Source organism: Acinetobacter sp. 24-47-67 (assembly GCF_056779735.1).
The window spans coordinates 84,075-99,859 of sequence record NZ_JBWYIK010000009.1 but is presented as its reverse complement, the minus strand read 5'-3'; the positions used below and the strand labels follow the sequence as shown (position 1 = coordinate 99,859).

At 38.2% G+C, this 15,785-nt stretch carries 15 protein-coding genes; 11 read left to right on the top strand and 4 right to left on the bottom strand.

From position 1 onward, the window contains the following. Positions 1 to 44: 44 nt before the first annotated feature. Positions 45 to 1,466, bottom strand: a complete 1,422-nt coding sequence (cysS, locus tag AC1M9K_RS11355; RefSeq protein ID WP_481589323.1) for a cysteine--tRNA ligase — start codon at positions 1,464 to 1,466, stop codon at positions 45 to 47. 195 nt (positions 1,467 to 1,661) lie between these two features. Between cysS and AC1M9K_RS11350 the strand changes: the two genes are divergently transcribed. The 11 genes from AC1M9K_RS11350 (at position 1,662) to AC1M9K_RS11300 (ending at position 13,501) form a co-directional block, all read left to right on the top strand. Then, on the top strand, positions 1,662 to 2,654 hold the full coding sequence (locus tag AC1M9K_RS11350; RefSeq protein ID WP_481589322.1) for a KpsF/GutQ family sugar-phosphate isomerase: 993 nt from the start codon (positions 1,662 to 1,664) through the stop codon (positions 2,652 to 2,654). A 3-nt stretch (positions 2,655 to 2,657) separates the two neighbouring features. Next, positions 2,658 to 3,197, top strand: a complete 540-nt coding sequence (locus AC1M9K_RS11345; RefSeq protein ID WP_481589321.1) for a KdsC family phosphatase — start codon at positions 2,658 to 2,660, stop codon at positions 3,195 to 3,197. Positions 3,198 to 3,236: 39 nt separating this feature from the next. Continuing rightward, positions 3,237 to 3,782 (top strand): LPS export ABC transporter periplasmic protein LptC, encoded by a 546-nt coding sequence (gene lptC, locus AC1M9K_RS11340; RefSeq protein ID WP_180028221.1) that lies wholly within the window; start codon positions 3,237 to 3,239, stop codon positions 3,780 to 3,782. Positions 3,783 to 3,807: 25 nt separating this feature from the next. After that, positions 3,808 to 4,338 (top strand): lipopolysaccharide transport periplasmic protein LptA, encoded by a 531-nt coding sequence (gene lptA, locus AC1M9K_RS11335; protein WP_373683313.1) that lies wholly within the window; start codon positions 3,808 to 3,810, stop codon positions 4,336 to 4,338. Then, positions 4,338 to 5,084: an LPS export ABC transporter ATP-binding protein gene (gene lptB, locus AC1M9K_RS11330; RefSeq protein WP_481589320.1), complete on the top strand. Its 747-nt coding sequence runs from the start codon at positions 4,338 to 4,340 to the stop codon at positions 5,082 to 5,084. The genes lptA and lptB overlap by 1 nt, the downstream gene beginning before the upstream one ends. A 1,425-nt stretch (positions 5,085 to 6,509) precedes the next feature. Then, the gene (locus tag AC1M9K_RS11325; RefSeq protein ID WP_481589343.1) at positions 6,510 to 7,916 is read left to right on the top strand and encodes a TolC family outer membrane protein; all 1,407 of its coding nucleotides are present in this window, start codon (positions 6,510 to 6,512) and stop codon (positions 7,914 to 7,916) included. Beyond that, positions 7,913 to 10,048, top strand: a complete 2,136-nt coding sequence (locus AC1M9K_RS11320; protein WP_092767723.1) for a type I secretion system permease/ATPase — start codon at positions 7,913 to 7,915, stop codon at positions 10,046 to 10,048. The genes AC1M9K_RS11325 and AC1M9K_RS11320 overlap by 4 nt, the downstream gene beginning before the upstream one ends. Next, a complete protein-coding gene (locus tag AC1M9K_RS11315; RefSeq protein WP_035266373.1) occupies positions 10,045 to 11,232 on the top strand; it encodes an HlyD family type I secretion periplasmic adaptor subunit in 1,188 nt (395 codons plus the stop codon). The genes AC1M9K_RS11320 and AC1M9K_RS11315 overlap by 4 nt, the downstream gene beginning before the upstream one ends. 109 nt (positions 11,233 to 11,341) lie before the next feature. Further along, entirely contained in the window at positions 11,342 to 11,944 is a 603-nt protein-coding gene (locus tag AC1M9K_RS11310; RefSeq protein WP_481589319.1) for an IMPACT family protein, read from the top strand. Continuing rightward, positions 11,931 to 12,548, top strand: coding sequence for a DapH/DapD/GlmU-related protein (locus AC1M9K_RS11305; protein WP_092767727.1), 618 nt, complete (start codon positions 11,931 to 11,933; stop codon positions 12,546 to 12,548). Before AC1M9K_RS11310 ends, AC1M9K_RS11305 begins: the two co-directional genes overlap by 14 nt. Before the next feature lie 110 nt (positions 12,549 to 12,658). After that, positions 12,659 to 13,501, top strand: a complete 843-nt coding sequence (locus AC1M9K_RS11300; protein WP_481589318.1) for a universal stress protein — start codon at positions 12,659 to 12,661, stop codon at positions 13,499 to 13,501. A 279-nt stretch (positions 13,502 to 13,780) separates the two neighbouring features. On the opposite strand, the gene AC1M9K_RS11295 is transcribed toward AC1M9K_RS11300, so the two are convergent. The 3 genes from AC1M9K_RS11295 to fdxA all read right to left on the bottom strand — a co-directional run bounded on the left by AC1M9K_RS11295 (position 13,781) and on the right by fdxA (position 15,757). Then, positions 13,781 to 14,446 (bottom strand): O-methyltransferase, encoded by a 666-nt coding sequence (locus AC1M9K_RS11295; RefSeq protein WP_035266381.1) that lies wholly within the window; start codon positions 14,444 to 14,446, stop codon positions 13,781 to 13,783. 136 nt (positions 14,447 to 14,582) lie between these two features. Further along, positions 14,583 to 15,302, bottom strand: a complete 720-nt coding sequence (locus AC1M9K_RS11290; protein ID WP_481589317.1) for a peptidase M15 — start codon at positions 15,300 to 15,302, stop codon at positions 14,583 to 14,585. 131 nt (positions 15,303 to 15,433) lie between these two features. After that, positions 15,434 to 15,757, bottom strand: a complete 324-nt coding sequence (gene fdxA / locus AC1M9K_RS11285) for a ferredoxin FdxA (RefSeq protein WP_035266386.1) — start codon at positions 15,755 to 15,757, stop codon at positions 15,434 to 15,436. Positions 15,758 to 15,785: the final 28 nt, after the last annotated feature.

Below are 15,785 nucleotides of genomic sequence, written 5' to 3'. Positions count from 1 at the left end.
GATTTTGCACACCCTGTCAACACTTCCAAAACTTAATTGATGAATTAATCAGCACGTCGCCATAAAGTTCCTTGACGCGTATCTTCAAGTACAATGCCTTGATCAAGAAGATTTTGGCGAATTTCATCTGCACGCGCAAAGTTTTTCTCTTTTTTGGCATCTTTGCGTTGTTGAATGAGATCTTCAATTTCATCATTACTCAAAGATAAGCTTTCTTGACCAATATCTGATTTTAGGAATTCATCAACATTATGTTGAACAAGACCTAAGATATTGGTCAGATGGCGCAAGGTGGCATAATATATGGCCGCCTGTTCAGCAAGTTCATCTTTTACGGCACGATTTAATTCTTTATTGATTTCAAACAGTACCGCAATCGCTTCTGATGTGTTGAAATCATCCCGCATTGCTGCATTAAACTTTTCAACGAGTGCTTCATCGTATTGCGAATTAATTTCGGCACCATATATCTGTTGATATGCTTTAAATGAATGATAAAAACGACTTAATGTGTTTTTAGCTTCTTTAAGCGCAGTATCAGAAAAATTCACAGGGCTACGATAGTGTGATGAAACGATAAAGTAGCGAATAACTTCAGGATGGAATTTTTCCATGACATCGCGAATCGTGAAAAAATTGCCTAAAGATTTAGACATTTTTTCACCATCGACATTGATAAAGCCTACGTGCATCCAATAGTTTACATATTGTTCGCCAGTTGCAGCTTCACTTTGTGCGATTTCATTTTCGTGATGGGGGAAGGTTAAGTCAGAACCACCACCATGGATATCAAAATGATTACCAAGGCAACATGTAGACATTGCTGAACATTCAATATGCCAACCTGGACGACCATTCCCCCAAGGAGATTTCCAAGAAGGTTCATTTTCTTTTGCATGCTTCCATAGCACAAAATCGAAAGGATGTTTCTTTTCAACTTCAACATCGACTCGTTCGGAAGCACCTGCTTGCATGTCTTCGAGTTTACGACCAGATAGACGCCCGTATTTTTTAAATTTTTCAACTTCGAAGTACACATCACCGTTTGACGCAGGATATGCAGTGCCATTATTGACCAAAGTACCAATCATATTTTGCATTTGATCGATGTACTCTGTCGCACGAGGTGCTTCATCAGGTGCCAAGCATCCTAAATTTGCAGCATCTTCATTCATTGCCTGAATAAAGCGATTAGTGAGTGCTGTAATGCTTTCACCATTTTCATTTGCACGTGCAATGATTTTGTCATCAATGTCAGTAATGTTGCGAATATATTTAACTTTCCAACCTTGGCTACGAAGAAAACGAATAATATAGTCAAATGCAACCATAACCCGAGCATGACCGATATGACAGTAGTCGTAAACTGTCATCCCACAGACATACATATCAATATGTCCTTCTTTGCGTGGTACAAACTCAACTTTTTTTCGTTGCTCTGAGTTATATAGAACAAATGGTTGCATAGGTCTTCAAAAAGCTAAAAAAATGGTGGTTCATCTTAACCTAAGGCTTATCTTTCACAAAGTTTTATGCGTAAAAAATCCATGCAAATGAAATTTATACATTTAAGAAAAAGATACTTGCATGCTTATGTTAATATATGAAGAATGAATTAATGATTAAAATTGTGGCTGAATCCAGCTTCAAGGTGCCCAGATTTGAATTCTGAAAATACTTCATATCCAATTGATTTTCAAAAGGTTGCAAAAGAAACCTTGGAGATTGAGCGTCAAGCTTTATCGGTACTATCTCATCAGATTGATGATCGCTTTTCCCAAGCATGTCAAATTATCCTACGGTGCCAAGGCCGTTTAGTGGTCACAGGTATGGGAAAATCTGGTCATATCGGTCGAAAAATGGCTGCAACATTTGCTTCAACAGGAACTCCGTCTTTTTTTATGCATCCAGGTGAAGCAGGCCATGGTGATCTAGGGATGTTGGTGCGTGGAGATGTGCTGATCGCGATTTCGAACTCTGGTAAAAGTGATGAAATCATGATGTTAATGCCACTCATTAAACATTTGGGTGTGCCGCTGATTACAATTTCAGGTGATGACCGTGGACCAATGCCACAGAACGCTGATGTTGCGCTTACACTTGGTCATATTCAAGAGGCATGCCCATTAGGTTTGGCACCAACTTCAAGCACGACAGCGACTTTAGCTTTAGGTGATGCTTTGGCTGTTGCTTTACTTGAAGCGCGTGGATTTACTGCAAATGATTTTGCCATGTCGCATCCAGCTGGTGCACTCGGTAAGCGATTACTGTTGCATGTTAAACATCTGATGCACGTGGGTGACTCTCTACCAAAAGTTTCACCAGATACACCAATGAATAAAGTTTTATACGAAATATCAAACAAACGTCTCGGATTAACCACAATTGTGGATGAAAATGATGTCTTGTTAGGTATATTTACGGATGGTGACTTGCGACGTCTCATTGATAAGCAACAAGGTTTTGATGTTAATCTTGCTGTATCAAAGGTTATGATTGAAAATCCTCTAACCATTTCACAAGAAGCAAGAGCGGTTGAAGCGCTAGAGCAAATGAATGCTAAAAAAATCAATCAATTTGTAGTAGTCAATGATGCCAAACAAGTGATTGGTGTGATTAGCATGCACGATTTAATTCAAGCTGGGGTAAATTAATTCATGGCATCTTATGTATTGTTAGAACAAGCACGACATATCGAAGCGTTGGTTTTGGATGTGGATGGTATTCTAAGTGATGGTTTTGTAACGTTGACGAACTCAGGTGATGAAATTAAGTCATTTGATATTCGTGATGGACTTGGGATGAAACTTGTTCAGCAAGCTGGAATTAAAGTTGTCATTATTACCGGTCGCCAAAGCAATATTGTGACAAAGCGTATGAATGATCTAGGTGTAGACTTAGTTTATCAGGGGCGTGAAGACAAAGGGACTGCCTTACAGCAAGCTTGTACGCAACTGAGTTTAAAACCAGAAGATTGCTTGTATATGGGGGATGATTGGCCAGATTTATCAGCTTTTGCGATTGCGGGAATGAAAGTAACAGTGCCAAATGGTCATGTTGAAGTTCGTCGTCGTGCAGACCTTGTAACCCAAGCTTATGGTGGTCGTGGCGCTGTGCGTGAAATTTGTGACATGTTATTGTTGTCAAAAGGGGTTTACCATGAACTTCTTGAAAAATATTTGGCTGTAACGCACTAATACGCAGTTGATATGAACGCTGAATATAGTTGATGATTTATGGATACTAAAGTTTTATATATTACTGCTGTTATTGTCGCTGCTATAAGTGGTGGCTATTATTATTACAGCGGTAAAGGGAAAAAATTAGAGGGTTCATCCGCTCAATCGATGACATATTCAGCAAAGAATATTAATCTTTTGCAAACTGATGAAAAAGGCATGCTTTATGTTAAGGCTACAGTGGATGAGCTGAACCAAGATATGAAACAGAAAACATCAAGCTTGCAGAATTTAAATGCCAGCATGTTTACTAATAATGTAGAAGACGCTACGTTTTATGCTAAACAAGCACATGGTTTCAATGACAATGAGAAGATTGTGTTATCTGGAGATGTTGTTGCAACCAAGCAAGGAGAAATGGGCAAAATGGTTTTTCGAACCGATGCGCTTACAGGATATCCAAAAACAAGAAAGCTTGAAACATCTGAGCAAGTTACTGTACAAACACCAAATGCAGATTTTGTCAGCCAAGGCTTAGAAGCAGATTTGAATGAAGGTCAGTACGATTTTAAAAATATTCGAGGAAAGTATGCACCAAACTAAACCTTCTTATTTATCAGGTTCAAAAATGCTTAAAGCAATAGCAATGGTGGCACTCAGTTCTATTTCTGTTATGGCATTTGCATTGCCAAGTGATCGTAATCAACCCATCATGCTTTTAGCTGATCGTGCGACCTATAATGACAAAACAGGTATAACGACCTATGTGGGGAATGTTTCTGTTGAACAAGGTACTTTCAAGTTAAATGCAGCCTCTATAGTTGCTAATCTCAATGCCAATCGCCAAATTAGCTCAGTAAATGCGTCAGGTTCCCCTGCAAAATTCCAACAGCAATTAGAGTCTAAACGTGGCATTGCACGTGGTGAAGCCTCTAAAATTGTATATAACGCTGATACAGGCATTATTACTTTGTCGGGTAATGCATACTTGTATCAAGATGGCGCAAGTATTCGTGGGAACACTTTGCGTTACAGTATGAATAAGGGTGATATCGAAGTTGTAGGCGGTGGCAGTAGTGGCACAGGCAGTTCGAAAGGTCGTGTACAAATTATCATTCCACCTTCTGCCTCAAAATCATTCTCTGGAGTACGTGATTAATGAGTGTCAATGAATCACAAATCCAAACATTAAAAATTAAACATCTTGCCAAAGTTTATAGTAAACGCTGGGTGGTGAAAGATGTTTCATTTAGCATGCAAAGTGGTCAAATTGTGGGTTTGCTTGGACCGAACGGGGCGGGAAAAACGACAAGCTTTTACATGGTAGTCGGACTGGTTCGAATGGATAAAGGTGAAATTCATTTAGATAATCTTGATCTTTCGGACCTTGCAATGCATGAGCGTGCTCGTCATGGAATTGGTTATTTGCCACAAGAGGCTTCAATTTTTCGTAAATTGAGTATTTCAGATAATATTATGGCGATTCTTGAAACGCGCAAGGATCTTAATAAGCAACAACGCAAAGAGAGACTTCAAGAGTTATTAGAAGACTTTAAAATTACACATATTAAAGATTCTTTGGGGATGAGTGTGTCAGGGGGGGAGCGTCGCCGTGCTGAAATCGCTCGAGCATTAGCCGCCGATCCTAAGTTTATGCTCCTTGATGAGCCTTTTGCTGGGGTAGATCCAATTTCTGTAGGTGATATCAAAGACATTATTCGCAATTTAAAAGAACGTGGTATCGGTGTACTCATTACAGACCATAACGTTCGCGAAACGCTCGCGATTTGTGAGCATGCTTATATTGTCAGCGAAGGATCTGTCATTGCGGAAGGAACACCAGATCAAGTACTTATGGATGAAACTGTCCGTAAAGTTTATTTAGGTGATGATTTCACAGTTTAAAAAAATAGTGTGATATCTATAAAATAATGTTGTTTTATAGATATTTAGACTGTAAATTAACTCAAACAAATCGTAAGTTTACAATTGACGCAGAAATAATATAAAAATCATTGTAGAATACGATTGATTTTATGTGACGTAGTTCACACTTTTTAATAGAGATTACAAGTGGCTAAACATCAATTAAGTCAGAAGGATATGGGGTATATCACGCTGTTTGCGATCAGTTTATGTACGACACAAGTACATGCTGAAGATGCAATCGCTCCTCTAGCAATTGACGATACCCAACGTGCACTATCAGCAGAATTACAAAAACCAAAAATCAACTTTAGTTTGGAAAAAAAGACTGTTGAAGATATACCTGAACAGCTTGAAAAGCCACGTTTTAAATTATTCCAATCGAAATCCAAAATCTCGAAAGAGCAAGTAAAAGAACAGGTTCTTGTTCCTAAAGTTATTGAACAAGTTCCTGATTTAGACGACATAGTCGAAAATGAAATTGCTCAAGTTAACACTATACCTTTATCTAATTCGCAGTCTCAGAATGAGTCGAAGGAAAAGACTCAAAAGAAATCTTTCTTTGCATTTGTTAAGCGTGAAAAAGCGGCATCTGAACCAAAAGTATTGCTGCCAAAGGTAAAGCAGAATATTGAAGAGGCTTCAGCGCCAAATGTTCTAAAACCTACTATTTCATCTACTGTACAACCCGCTACTAAAGACACTCGTCAGGTTTTAAAACCGCTTAAACCAAAGATCCAAAATCAACTAACAGAATCTTTAATTGAGGCGCAACACGCAAAATTACTAGAAAATGAAACATCGGTTTCAGAAGACAAAACAGAAAAACCAAAAAGTAAACTCTTTACATTTATTGGGAATATAGGCAAAGATAAAACTAAGCTGGATGAGGGGCATCACCAAGCTGCTGGCAATGTTTCAAATACAAAAGTTTTGACACCGTCTTTACAAAAATCGGTGAGTGAATCTTCATTGAAAGTGTCTAATACACCAAAACCGAAGATTGTTAATGATCAACAAATTAACAGCCAAAACAACTTGCTACAAGCTCCACCTTCAACAGTAGCGCAAGTTGAACATCGTCAAAGTCTTGTATCTAAAGCCAAAGCTTTTTGGCCTTTTAAATCAGGTTCTCATAATAAGTTAGAAACAGAGAATGTAATTGAGCGTCCAAACTTGATCGTTCAACAACAGACTAGTGCTTTGGCTGTAAATAAACCTACAATTGTTTATTCAAAACCAATAGAGCAGAAAGCGAAAATATCTGAACAATCGCAGTCGATTAAGCCAGTTGTAAATATTAAGCCTAAAGCTGATCAAGTCGTCTCTGAACTAAAATACAATACGGTGAATGCTGAACCGCAAGCAAAGAAAAAATTCAGTTTAACTGCATTAAAATCAAATATGGATCAGTTTTTTAAACCTAAAGCTGATGATGACTTTAGACAAGTTAAGTTAAATGAACTGAGTGATTTTAGCTTTGATCCTAAACAGGTCGAACAATTGCCTGTGATAACGACACAAGCTTCGCCTAGTGCTCCAGCATCTTTGATGCCACTTGTGAATGGTACGGCTGATAAACAAACGTTAAGTTTATACGATGCGATCAAGATCGCAGTAGCTAGACATCCTGAAGTGACACAAAGTGTTTCTTCACTCGCATCACAAAATGCATTTATTGATGTTGCTAAAGCAGGTTATTACCCACAGTTGAGTGCAGGTGTTTCAACTGGAGATATGACTTCAGGAGAAAGAGGGCGTCAATTATTTAATGTCAATGCGACACAACTACTTTTTGACTTTGGTAAACAAAAATCACTAGTGAGTACAGAAGAAGCCAAGTTACAGTTTAGCCAAGCTCAAGTTCTTGTCACAATTGACCAAATTGCTCTTGAAGTGGCTTCTGCCATTGTGAACATTAAGCGATATGAAGAAATTACACGTATTGCACGTGAGCAAATTGCTGGTATATCACGAATCCGAGAAATTGCTAACTTACGTGCAGAGGCAGGTATCAGCAGTCAGGCCGATCCAATTCAAGCGCAATCATATTATGAATCTGCACAATCAAATTTAATTCTGCAAGAAACACAGCTCAATGTATTTAAACAACGTCTTAGAACTTTGATGGGAACAGATATATCAAAATATAACTGGGAAATTCCTGAGAGTTTAATTAAGGCTTCAGATATTTATTCAGAGCCAAAGTTTAACGAAATTCCGAAAATGATGGCTGCCAAAGCTGAAGTTGATGTTGCAGAATTAGAAAAAAAACAAACTCAATTGAGTCGTTATCCTACGTTAAATGTTAAAGGTACATTAAGTCAAGCAGTCAACGGACGTAATCCAAATAACAATCAAGACGATGGAACAGATAGCTCTATTATGCTTGAAGCAAATAGTACTTTCTTCCAAGGTGGTGCAATTAGTTCACGCAGTCGTGCGGCATCGTATGCAGAAGAAGCTGCCAAAGCAAAAGTAAATGCAGTTTATTTAGAAACAATTGATGAAATTCGTCGTGCTCAAGAACAAGTTGAAAATAAACAGCGACAAATGAAAGTATTAATTGATCAACAAGCGACATCAGTCAGAACGAAAGAGTTATATCAAGAACAATATAAACTTGGCACTCGTACAGCTGTTGATCTTTTAAATGCTGAGCAAGCGATTCACCGTTCAAATTCAGATATTGAAACGGCACGTTATGATATTTATGAAAACTTAGTTCAATATATTGCCGCTTCTGGTAAGAGCCGCGATGTATATCAACTTAATAATTTGACCATTCAAGGGGTAGAATTGAAACCATGAATACAAGAATAAATTATCAACCATGGTTACAAGGTGTCCTGACGGTTGCACGTCACTATCGAATTGAAACCTCTGCTGAACGTATTCGCTTAGAACTAAATTGGAATCAGAACCAGTCAGTCGATGACATCTTGGCAATTATGACACGCCAAGTAGGTTTGCATGTCCGTAAAGTGGATTTTAGCCCCGATATTTTAAATCCGTGGCGTTTACCGGTATTGGTCGGATTTAAAGATGGGCAAGTTGGCGTCATTGATCGTGCAGATGCACAAGGTAACGCAAGTGTTCAACTGAGCGGTGATGAAGGGTTAGCACAGACATTTTCAGTAGATACATTATTAGATGTCATCGACTCAGTCTATATTTTAAGACCAGAAACCTCAGTACCTGATGCGCGTATTGACGAATACATTAAACCGTACGAAAAAAATTGGTTTTGGGAAATTGTATTACGCGATTGGAAACGCTATATCGATATTATGTTTGCATCATTGCTTGCAAACGTATTAGCACTCGCGACAATCGTATTCTCGATGAATGTGTATGACCGAGTTATTCCAGCACAATCTATTCCAACCTTGTGGGTATTGGCAGGTGGTGTATTACTTGCTGCAATCTTTGAATTCGCATTGAAATACTCACGATTAATTCTTTCAGATATGATTGGTAAGCGTGCGGATTTAAGAGTCTCAGATCGGGTCTTTGGTCATGCTTTACGTATTAAAAATAGTGAACGATCTAAATCCACGGGAACGTTTATTTCACAAATTCGTGAACTAGAAGGTGTACGTGAGCTTGTAACATCTACAACAATTACCGCCTTTGCTGATTTACCATTCTTCTTCCTGTTTCTTGGTATTTTTTGGCTCATTGGTGGCAATCTTTTCTGGGTAATTTTGGTGGTTGTACCGCTGATGATTATTCCAGGGCTTTTGGCGCAAAAAAAATTAGCGCAATTGGCTAAAGAGGGTATGCGTGAGTCATCAATACGAAATGCGATTCTCGTTGAAGCTGTTCAAGGTATTGAAGATATTAAACTGCTACGTGCAGAGTCCCGCTTTCAAAATCAGTGGAATCACATGAATGATGTTTCAGCTTCTATCAGCATGAAACAACGTAAAATTGTAGGCGTATTGAATCTTTGGACTCAAAAATTACAGGGGTTGACTTTTGCAATTGTGGTGTTGGTGGGTTGTTTTGCGGTAATGGATGGAGAAATGACCACCGGTGCGTTGGTGGCATGTTCGATTCTATCATCACGTATGTTAGCGCCAATTGCACAGGTTACAGGTGTTCTTGGTCGTTATCAGCAAGCTAAAACAGCGAAAGAAAGTCTTGATGAATTAATGAGTAAACAGGTTGACCATCCTGAGCGTTCACAATTGATTCAGCGATCAGTACTCGATGGTCATTATGAATTAAATGGTGTGGTCTTTAAATACGGCGAAGAAGATCCTAAACCAAGTATCGTTATTCCTAAACTTGAAATTAAACCAGGTGAAAAAATAGCGATTCTTGGGCGTAACGGTGCAGGTAAATCGACCATTCTTCAATTACTTTCAGGTATGCAAACTGCAGTTCAAGGTAAGGTTCAATTAGATAATATTGATATTACCTTGTTAGATCCATCGGACGTTCGTCGTGACGTAGGTTTGTTGAATCAAAATGCGCACCTATTCTTTGGTACAGTCAGAGAAAACTTAACGTTAGGTGCACCATTAGCTACAGATGATGATTTATTAAAAGCACTTGCAGTAACCGGTGCACTCAACTTCATTCAAGAAAAGAAGGAGGGACTAGATCATATTATTTTAGAAGGTGGTGTAGGCTTCTCAGGTGGACAACGTCAGGCACTTTTATTGTCAAGACTCCTCATTTGTCAGCCAAATATTCTGTTGTTAGATGAGCCTACAGCTGCGATTGATGATGTATCTGAAAAACAATTAATTGATCATATGAAGAACTGGCTTGGACATCGCACATTGGTTGTGGCAACCCACCGCCGTGCAGTATTAGAGTTAGTGGATCGTATTATTGTGGTGAATGATGGTCGTATCGTTATGGATGGCCCACGTGATCAAATTTTAAATAATTCTGGCCAGCAACAAGCAAATTCAGGGGCTAAATCATGAGCGAAGAATTAAAACAACAACGTTCATTAAAAGTGTCTCAGTTAGAGCCACCATTACCGAAGGTTAGTATTACGATTTGGATTATTGGTCTGGGTTTGCTTGCACTCATTATTTGGGCAGCTATTTTCAAACTTGAAGAAGTTTCTAATGGTACAGGTAAAGTGGTTCCAACTTCTAAAGAACAAGTGATTCAATCTTTAGAGGGCGGGATTCTAACCAAACTTGAAGTTAAAGAAGGTGATATTGTTGAAAAAGGGCAAACCCTTGCTCAACTTGATCCGACACGATTTGCTTCAAATGTGGGTGAATCAGAATCTTTACTACTGTCATCGCAAGCAACAGCTGCGCGTTTACGTGCGGAAGTGAATGGTGGTCCACTGGTATTTCCAGAGTCAGTTCAAAAAATTCCAAAATTGGTTGCTGAAGAAACTCAGCTTTATCGTTCTAGACGTGCCAATATGGAAGAATCTATTGCTGGCTTAACGCAAGCACTTACGTTAGTTCAGCAAGAATTGAGAATGACAGAACCGCTTGTTGCCAAAGGTGCTGCGAGTGAAGTTGAAGTTTTACGTTTAAAACGTCAAGCAAATGAATTGACCAACCAAATTAACGATATTCGTAACCAGTACTATGTGCAGGCACGCGAAGAGTTATCTAAGGCGAGCACTGATGTCGAAACTCAACAACAAGTGATCAAAGGTAAATCTGATAGTCTGAATCGTACAATCTTTAAAGCACCAGTCCGCGGTGTGGTAAAAGAAATTGATGTGATGACTTTGGGTGGTGTTATTCCTCAGAATGGTAAGTTGATGACCATTGTCCCTTTAGATGAACAACTTTTAATTGAGGCGCGAATTTCACCGCGTGATATTGCATTTATTCATCCTGGACAGGAAGCTTTAGTTAAAATCACTGCTTACGATTATTCAATCTACGGTGGCTTGAAAGGAGAGGTAACAGTTATTTCTCCTGATACGCTACGTGATGAAGTTAAACAAGATCAATTCTATTATCGTGTGTATATTCGTACTGATTCAGACAAGCTTTATAACAAAGCTGGGCAAGCTTTCCCAATCACGCCGGGTATGGTATCAACGGTTGATATTAAGACAGGTCAAAAAACGATTCTTGAATACCTGTTGAAACCATTCAATAAGGCGAAAGAAGCGTTACGCGAACGATAATCTCTATTTTTTCAGTCTGTTTAAAACCCAATCAATGATGTTTTGATTGGGTTTTTTAATATGATTGAATCACGCATAATGTATTTGAGTTCAACCTTTGTAATTTACCATGCCATTTACTCTTGCTCAGACTTATATCTATGAAGAAGATATTAAGAAAAGCCGTTTTCAGGCGATCACCGCACCTGTGGAAAATGAACAGGATGTAAAAGAGTTTTTAAACCAGTATTTTGATGCCTCGACGACCCATCAATGCTGGGCATGGAAAATTGGGCATCAAGTCCGTTTTAATGATGATGGAGAACCTTCAGGAACAGCTGGAAGACCCATACTTGCAACGATTGAAGGGAATGAGCTCACTAATATTATTGTATTGGTAAACCGCTGGTATGGTGGTATCAAACTCGGAACTGGAGGCTTGGTACGAGCATACGGAGGTGTAGCAGGGCAATGCTTATTACAGGTCGAAAAAATTGAACTCATCGAAAAGAAAACTGTAAATTTTAAATGCCAATTTAATGTGTGGTCGATTTTTCAATACGAGCTAAATCAACAAAAAATTGAATATATTGAAGAATATGTTGACTCTGGAGTATTGATTACTGCACGTATGCAAATTCATGAAATTGAGCCGTTTAAACTGAAAATCCAAGATGTGACTCGTGGACGTGAACAATTGAATATAGAGGATGTCGAACGTGACGGAACATGATCCTTTACTCAAGTATCGAGAACAACATAAACATCGTTTGAATTACATGCCTTGGTTATATTGGTCACTCAAGGCAAAGCATCGTGAATGGGCTGAAGCTTGGCAAAAAGATTATCAAGCCTATTTAATGGACATGGAGACTGTTGAAATTGGAGAAAATTGTTTCATTTCCCCTTTAGCCCATATTTTTGCTGAGCGTGGTCGGAAGATCATTATTGGAGATAATACTTTTATTGCCGCGGATTGTACCTTGCATGGTCCTTTAGAAATTGGGTCTGAAGTCGCCGTTAATCATCATTGTATTTTAGATGGTGGACGCGTTGGGATTAAGATTCATGACCAAGTACGGATCGCAGCTTATTGTCATCTTTATGCATTTGACCATGGCATGAGTTTAGATCAACCTATTTACCAGCAAGCAGTACGCTCAAAAGGCATTGAGATTCATCGTGATGTTTGGTTAGGGGCGCATGTGGGCATTAAAGATGGCGTGACCATACATGAACAGGTGATTGTAGGTATGAATAGTATGGTTACTAAGGATATTCAGGCAAGAGAAGTTGTTGCAGGGAATCCAGCTCAATTTATACGAATGCGTGAATAATTCGTAATGCGAAAGATTGAATTAAATTACATAAACCATGTTCATTTGCCCGAAAGCTATGATAGTTTAAAGAAAAGAACAATCAGACATCATGTCAAAGTGAGGCAATCATGAACCGTGTAATTGCGTGTATTGATTCATCCCCATGTATTCATGCCTTAGCTGAAGCAGCAGCCTGGATTGCGGATCGAACTAAACGTGAGTTAGTCCTTTTACAGGTTTTAGATTACTATCCTGCAAGTTATCATCTGGGTGAAATTAGTGGTGTGATTGGATTTGAAAGTAATGCGATGCTCTTAAAAGAGCTCGCGGAATTAGAACAAAAACAAAGTGAATTAGCCTTAGATTATAGTAATAATCTTCTTTCACATATTTCAGAAGTGATCGAAGAAAAATATGGTATTACGCCGATAAAAATTCAAGAAAAAGGCGATTTCCTCGAACAGAGTTTCAATGTTTTAAATGAAAATGACATTGCGATTATTGGTCGAGTAGGTGAGCGCTCTGCAGAAAAACACAAAAGCTTAGGGAGTAATGTAGAGAATTTTATTCGTGGTGCTCGTTGTACGGTTCTAACTGTTGGTGAAACCTTTAAGCCACCAACACGTTTTATTTTCGCCTATGAAGATTCTCAGACTTGTAAAGAGATGATGCATCGTGTTGCTAAAAGTGATTTATTAAGAACACTTCAGTGTCATTTGCTTTATGTCGGTGATCATCCCGAAATTCTTGATATCCCAGCTCAGTATTTACGTGAAGCTGGATTGGATGTGGTTGTTGAATACCGTTTTGGAGATGTCGCTGAGAATATTTTAGATTATCAGCAACAACATCAAATTCAATTAATTGTGCTAGGCGCATATAGTCGCAGTAAAGTAAAACAATTTTTCTTGGGCAGTATTACGACCAGTATATTTAGAAATTCAGTTGTTCCATTGTTGGTTGCTAAATGATCAATCAGTTTTGATTAATTTTACTTGATAAATATTCGGTCAACTTTACTGGTAGAAGGTGGATAAATTTTTAGAATAGTAGGGTTTTATGGTTTGATTATTTTATAATCTTTTGCTTAAAGTATATTAAAATCAGGTGTTTGCCATAATATTTTATTTTTATCCACAGGAATACAAACAGGAATCGGGGATATCTTTTTCAGGGCTTTAGCGCAAGAAAAAGGAGTATTTAATTTGATGAATACTCCTTTAAGTGATACTAATGACTGCTATTAAGATTTATTTGACAATCGCCAGTGCAAAACCATCATGTCCTTTACTGCCGACGGTCTGTAATGCTGTACTCGACAGTAGTCGAGGATGATTCTGCATGAGGCGGTACATTTCACGAATACCTTCGATGCTTGGTTTGACATTTTTTTCATCCAAAATATCACCAGCGCGAATCACATTATCTAAAAAAATAATGGTACCTGAGCGTGAAAATTTAAGTGATAGTTCTAAATACTCTGGGTAACTTTGTTTATCAGCATCAATAAATATAAAGTCAAATGGCTCAAAATTTTCAGGTAAAGATTTGAGAATATCCGCAGCGCGACCAACTTTTAATTCAACCGTTTGCTTTAATTTCGCATTGTCGATATTTTCTTGACCGAGTGCTGCATGTGTATCACGACCCTCGATCGTGAGAATATATCCATCCTCAGGAAGAGCTCTTGCTAGCCACATGGTGCTATAAGCCGCAAAGGTTCCAAGCTCTAACACACGCTTACACTGATTCATTTGAATCAACATTTGTAATAACATGCCTTGGTTAGCAGCAACTGCTAGATGGTCAGGAAAACCCTTATCAGCTGTATTTTGTAGAGTCTGAGTTAAAATTGGATCTTCTGGCATCAGATGAGATTCAATATAAGCATCAATATCTGACCATTGTTGTTGCATAACTGAGTACCTGTAGGGAGTTCAGTGCATTGTAATCGTTTCGAGTGAATGTGCAAATTTCTGATGCTTTGATGCTGAAAAATCAGTCAAAAAAAAAGAGGTCAAAGACCTCTTAATTAAATGTGATCATCTAAAATTAGTAATGGCATAAAGATGTATTTCGAGTCAGATCGGGTCCCCAAGTTCGGTAACCTTGAGTATCAATATGTATTTGACCAGTCGCATACAAACCTAAGCCCATATTTAAGCTTTGACCATAATTTTGCCAAAATTGGCACAATTTAAATTTAGAATTTTCGATGAATGCATAATCTTCAGCCTGAGGAAATTCAGGACCGATTCTGAAATCAATGGCTGAGTTATACAAGTGTCGAGACGAACCTGCGCCACCAGCACACTGATTTAATGGAAGGTCACGATATACAGATGTAACCTCAAAATCAGTTAAAATCCTTGCTGCAACGAGATATTTAAATACTTTCAGTGTTGGTAACTGATTCGACCATAGCTCACGGTTTGGAACCATATATTCAGATTTACCACATTTCTGCCAAGCACGTGCTGATTTAAATAATTCAAAACTTGGGATAATATTGCCAACATTATTACGTTCTAAGTATTGTTCATATTCTCGTGCTTGAGCTTGGTTATTACCTTGCATCAGCCAAACACGATAAGAATTCGGCATGACTTTTGGTCGCGCTGGACGTTCATAGGTTATTTTTTCTTGTGGAATATATATGCGTTGACCATCATTGGTGACGATTGTTCGTCCTTTTTGAGGGGAGGACGTACATCCAATCAATATCAACGATATTACACTGATTGAGCACAAGCCCTTCAAAATTAATTTCATTATAAATAAATTTTACTAAAGCAAATAAGTTTCTATTTTATGCTAATTGATTATCAAGAATGCGTATAAATTGCAAATAAATGTACCAATTGGGTATAAAAAAGATCAGCCGAAGCTGATCTCTCATTGGATTATTTTTCTAAATATTGCAATTTGTTTGGTTTGCCATTCCATTCTTCACGGTCAGCTGGTTGATCACCAATCTGAGTAATATTTGGCCATTTTTCTGCAAGTTCAGCATTGAGTTCGATAAAGACTTCTTGACCTTCAGGTAGTTCATCTTCCGAGAAAATGGCATTTGCAGGGCATTCAGGCTCACATAACGCGCAGTCAATACACTCATCTGGATTAATGACTAGAAAGTTTGGACCTTCATAGAAACAGTCAACTGGGCAAACTTCTACACAGTCTTGATACTTACATTTAATACAATTTTCAGTGACAACAAAGGTCATGGCGTCAGCTACCTAAAAAATATGGTTC

Coding starts and splice junctions, on each gene's coding strand:
- cysS (WP_481589323.1), bottom strand. CDS start 1,466: ATGCAACCATTTGTTCTATATAACTCAGAGCAACGAAAAAAAGTTGAG.
- AC1M9K_RS11345 (WP_481589321.1), top strand. CDS start 2,658: ATGGCATCTTATGTATTGTTAGAACAAGCACGACATATCGAAGCGTTG.
- lptC (WP_180028221.1), top strand. CDS start 3,237: ATGGATACTAAAGTTTTATATATTACTGCTGTTATTGTCGCTGCTATA.
- lptA (WP_373683313.1), top strand. CDS start 3,808: ATGCTTAAAGCAATAGCAATGGTGGCACTCAGTTCTATTTCTGTTATG.
- lptB (WP_481589320.1), top strand. CDS start 4,338: ATGAGTGTCAATGAATCACAAATCCAAACATTAAAAATTAAACATCTT.
- AC1M9K_RS11325 (WP_481589343.1), top strand. CDS start 6,510: ATGGATCAGTTTTTTAAACCTAAAGCTGATGATGACTTTAGACAAGTT.
- AC1M9K_RS11320 (WP_092767723.1), top strand. CDS start 7,913: ATGAATACAAGAATAAATTATCAACCATGGTTACAAGGTGTCCTGACG.
- AC1M9K_RS11315 (WP_035266373.1), top strand. CDS start 10,045: ATGAGCGAAGAATTAAAACAACAACGTTCATTAAAAGTGTCTCAGTTA.
- AC1M9K_RS11310 (WP_481589319.1), top strand. CDS start 11,342: ATGCCATTTACTCTTGCTCAGACTTATATCTATGAAGAAGATATTAAG.
- AC1M9K_RS11300 (WP_481589318.1), top strand. CDS start 12,659: ATGAACCGTGTAATTGCGTGTATTGATTCATCCCCATGTATTCATGCC.
- AC1M9K_RS11295 (WP_035266381.1), bottom strand. CDS start 14,446: ATGCAACAACAATGGTCAGATATTGATGCTTATATTGAATCTCATCTG.
- AC1M9K_RS11290 (WP_481589317.1), bottom strand. CDS start 15,302: ATGAAATTAATTTTGAAGGGCTTGTGCTCAATCAGTGTAATATCGTTG.
- fdxA (WP_035266386.1), bottom strand. CDS start 15,757: ATGACCTTTGTTGTCACTGAAAATTGTATTAAATGTAAGTATCAAGAC.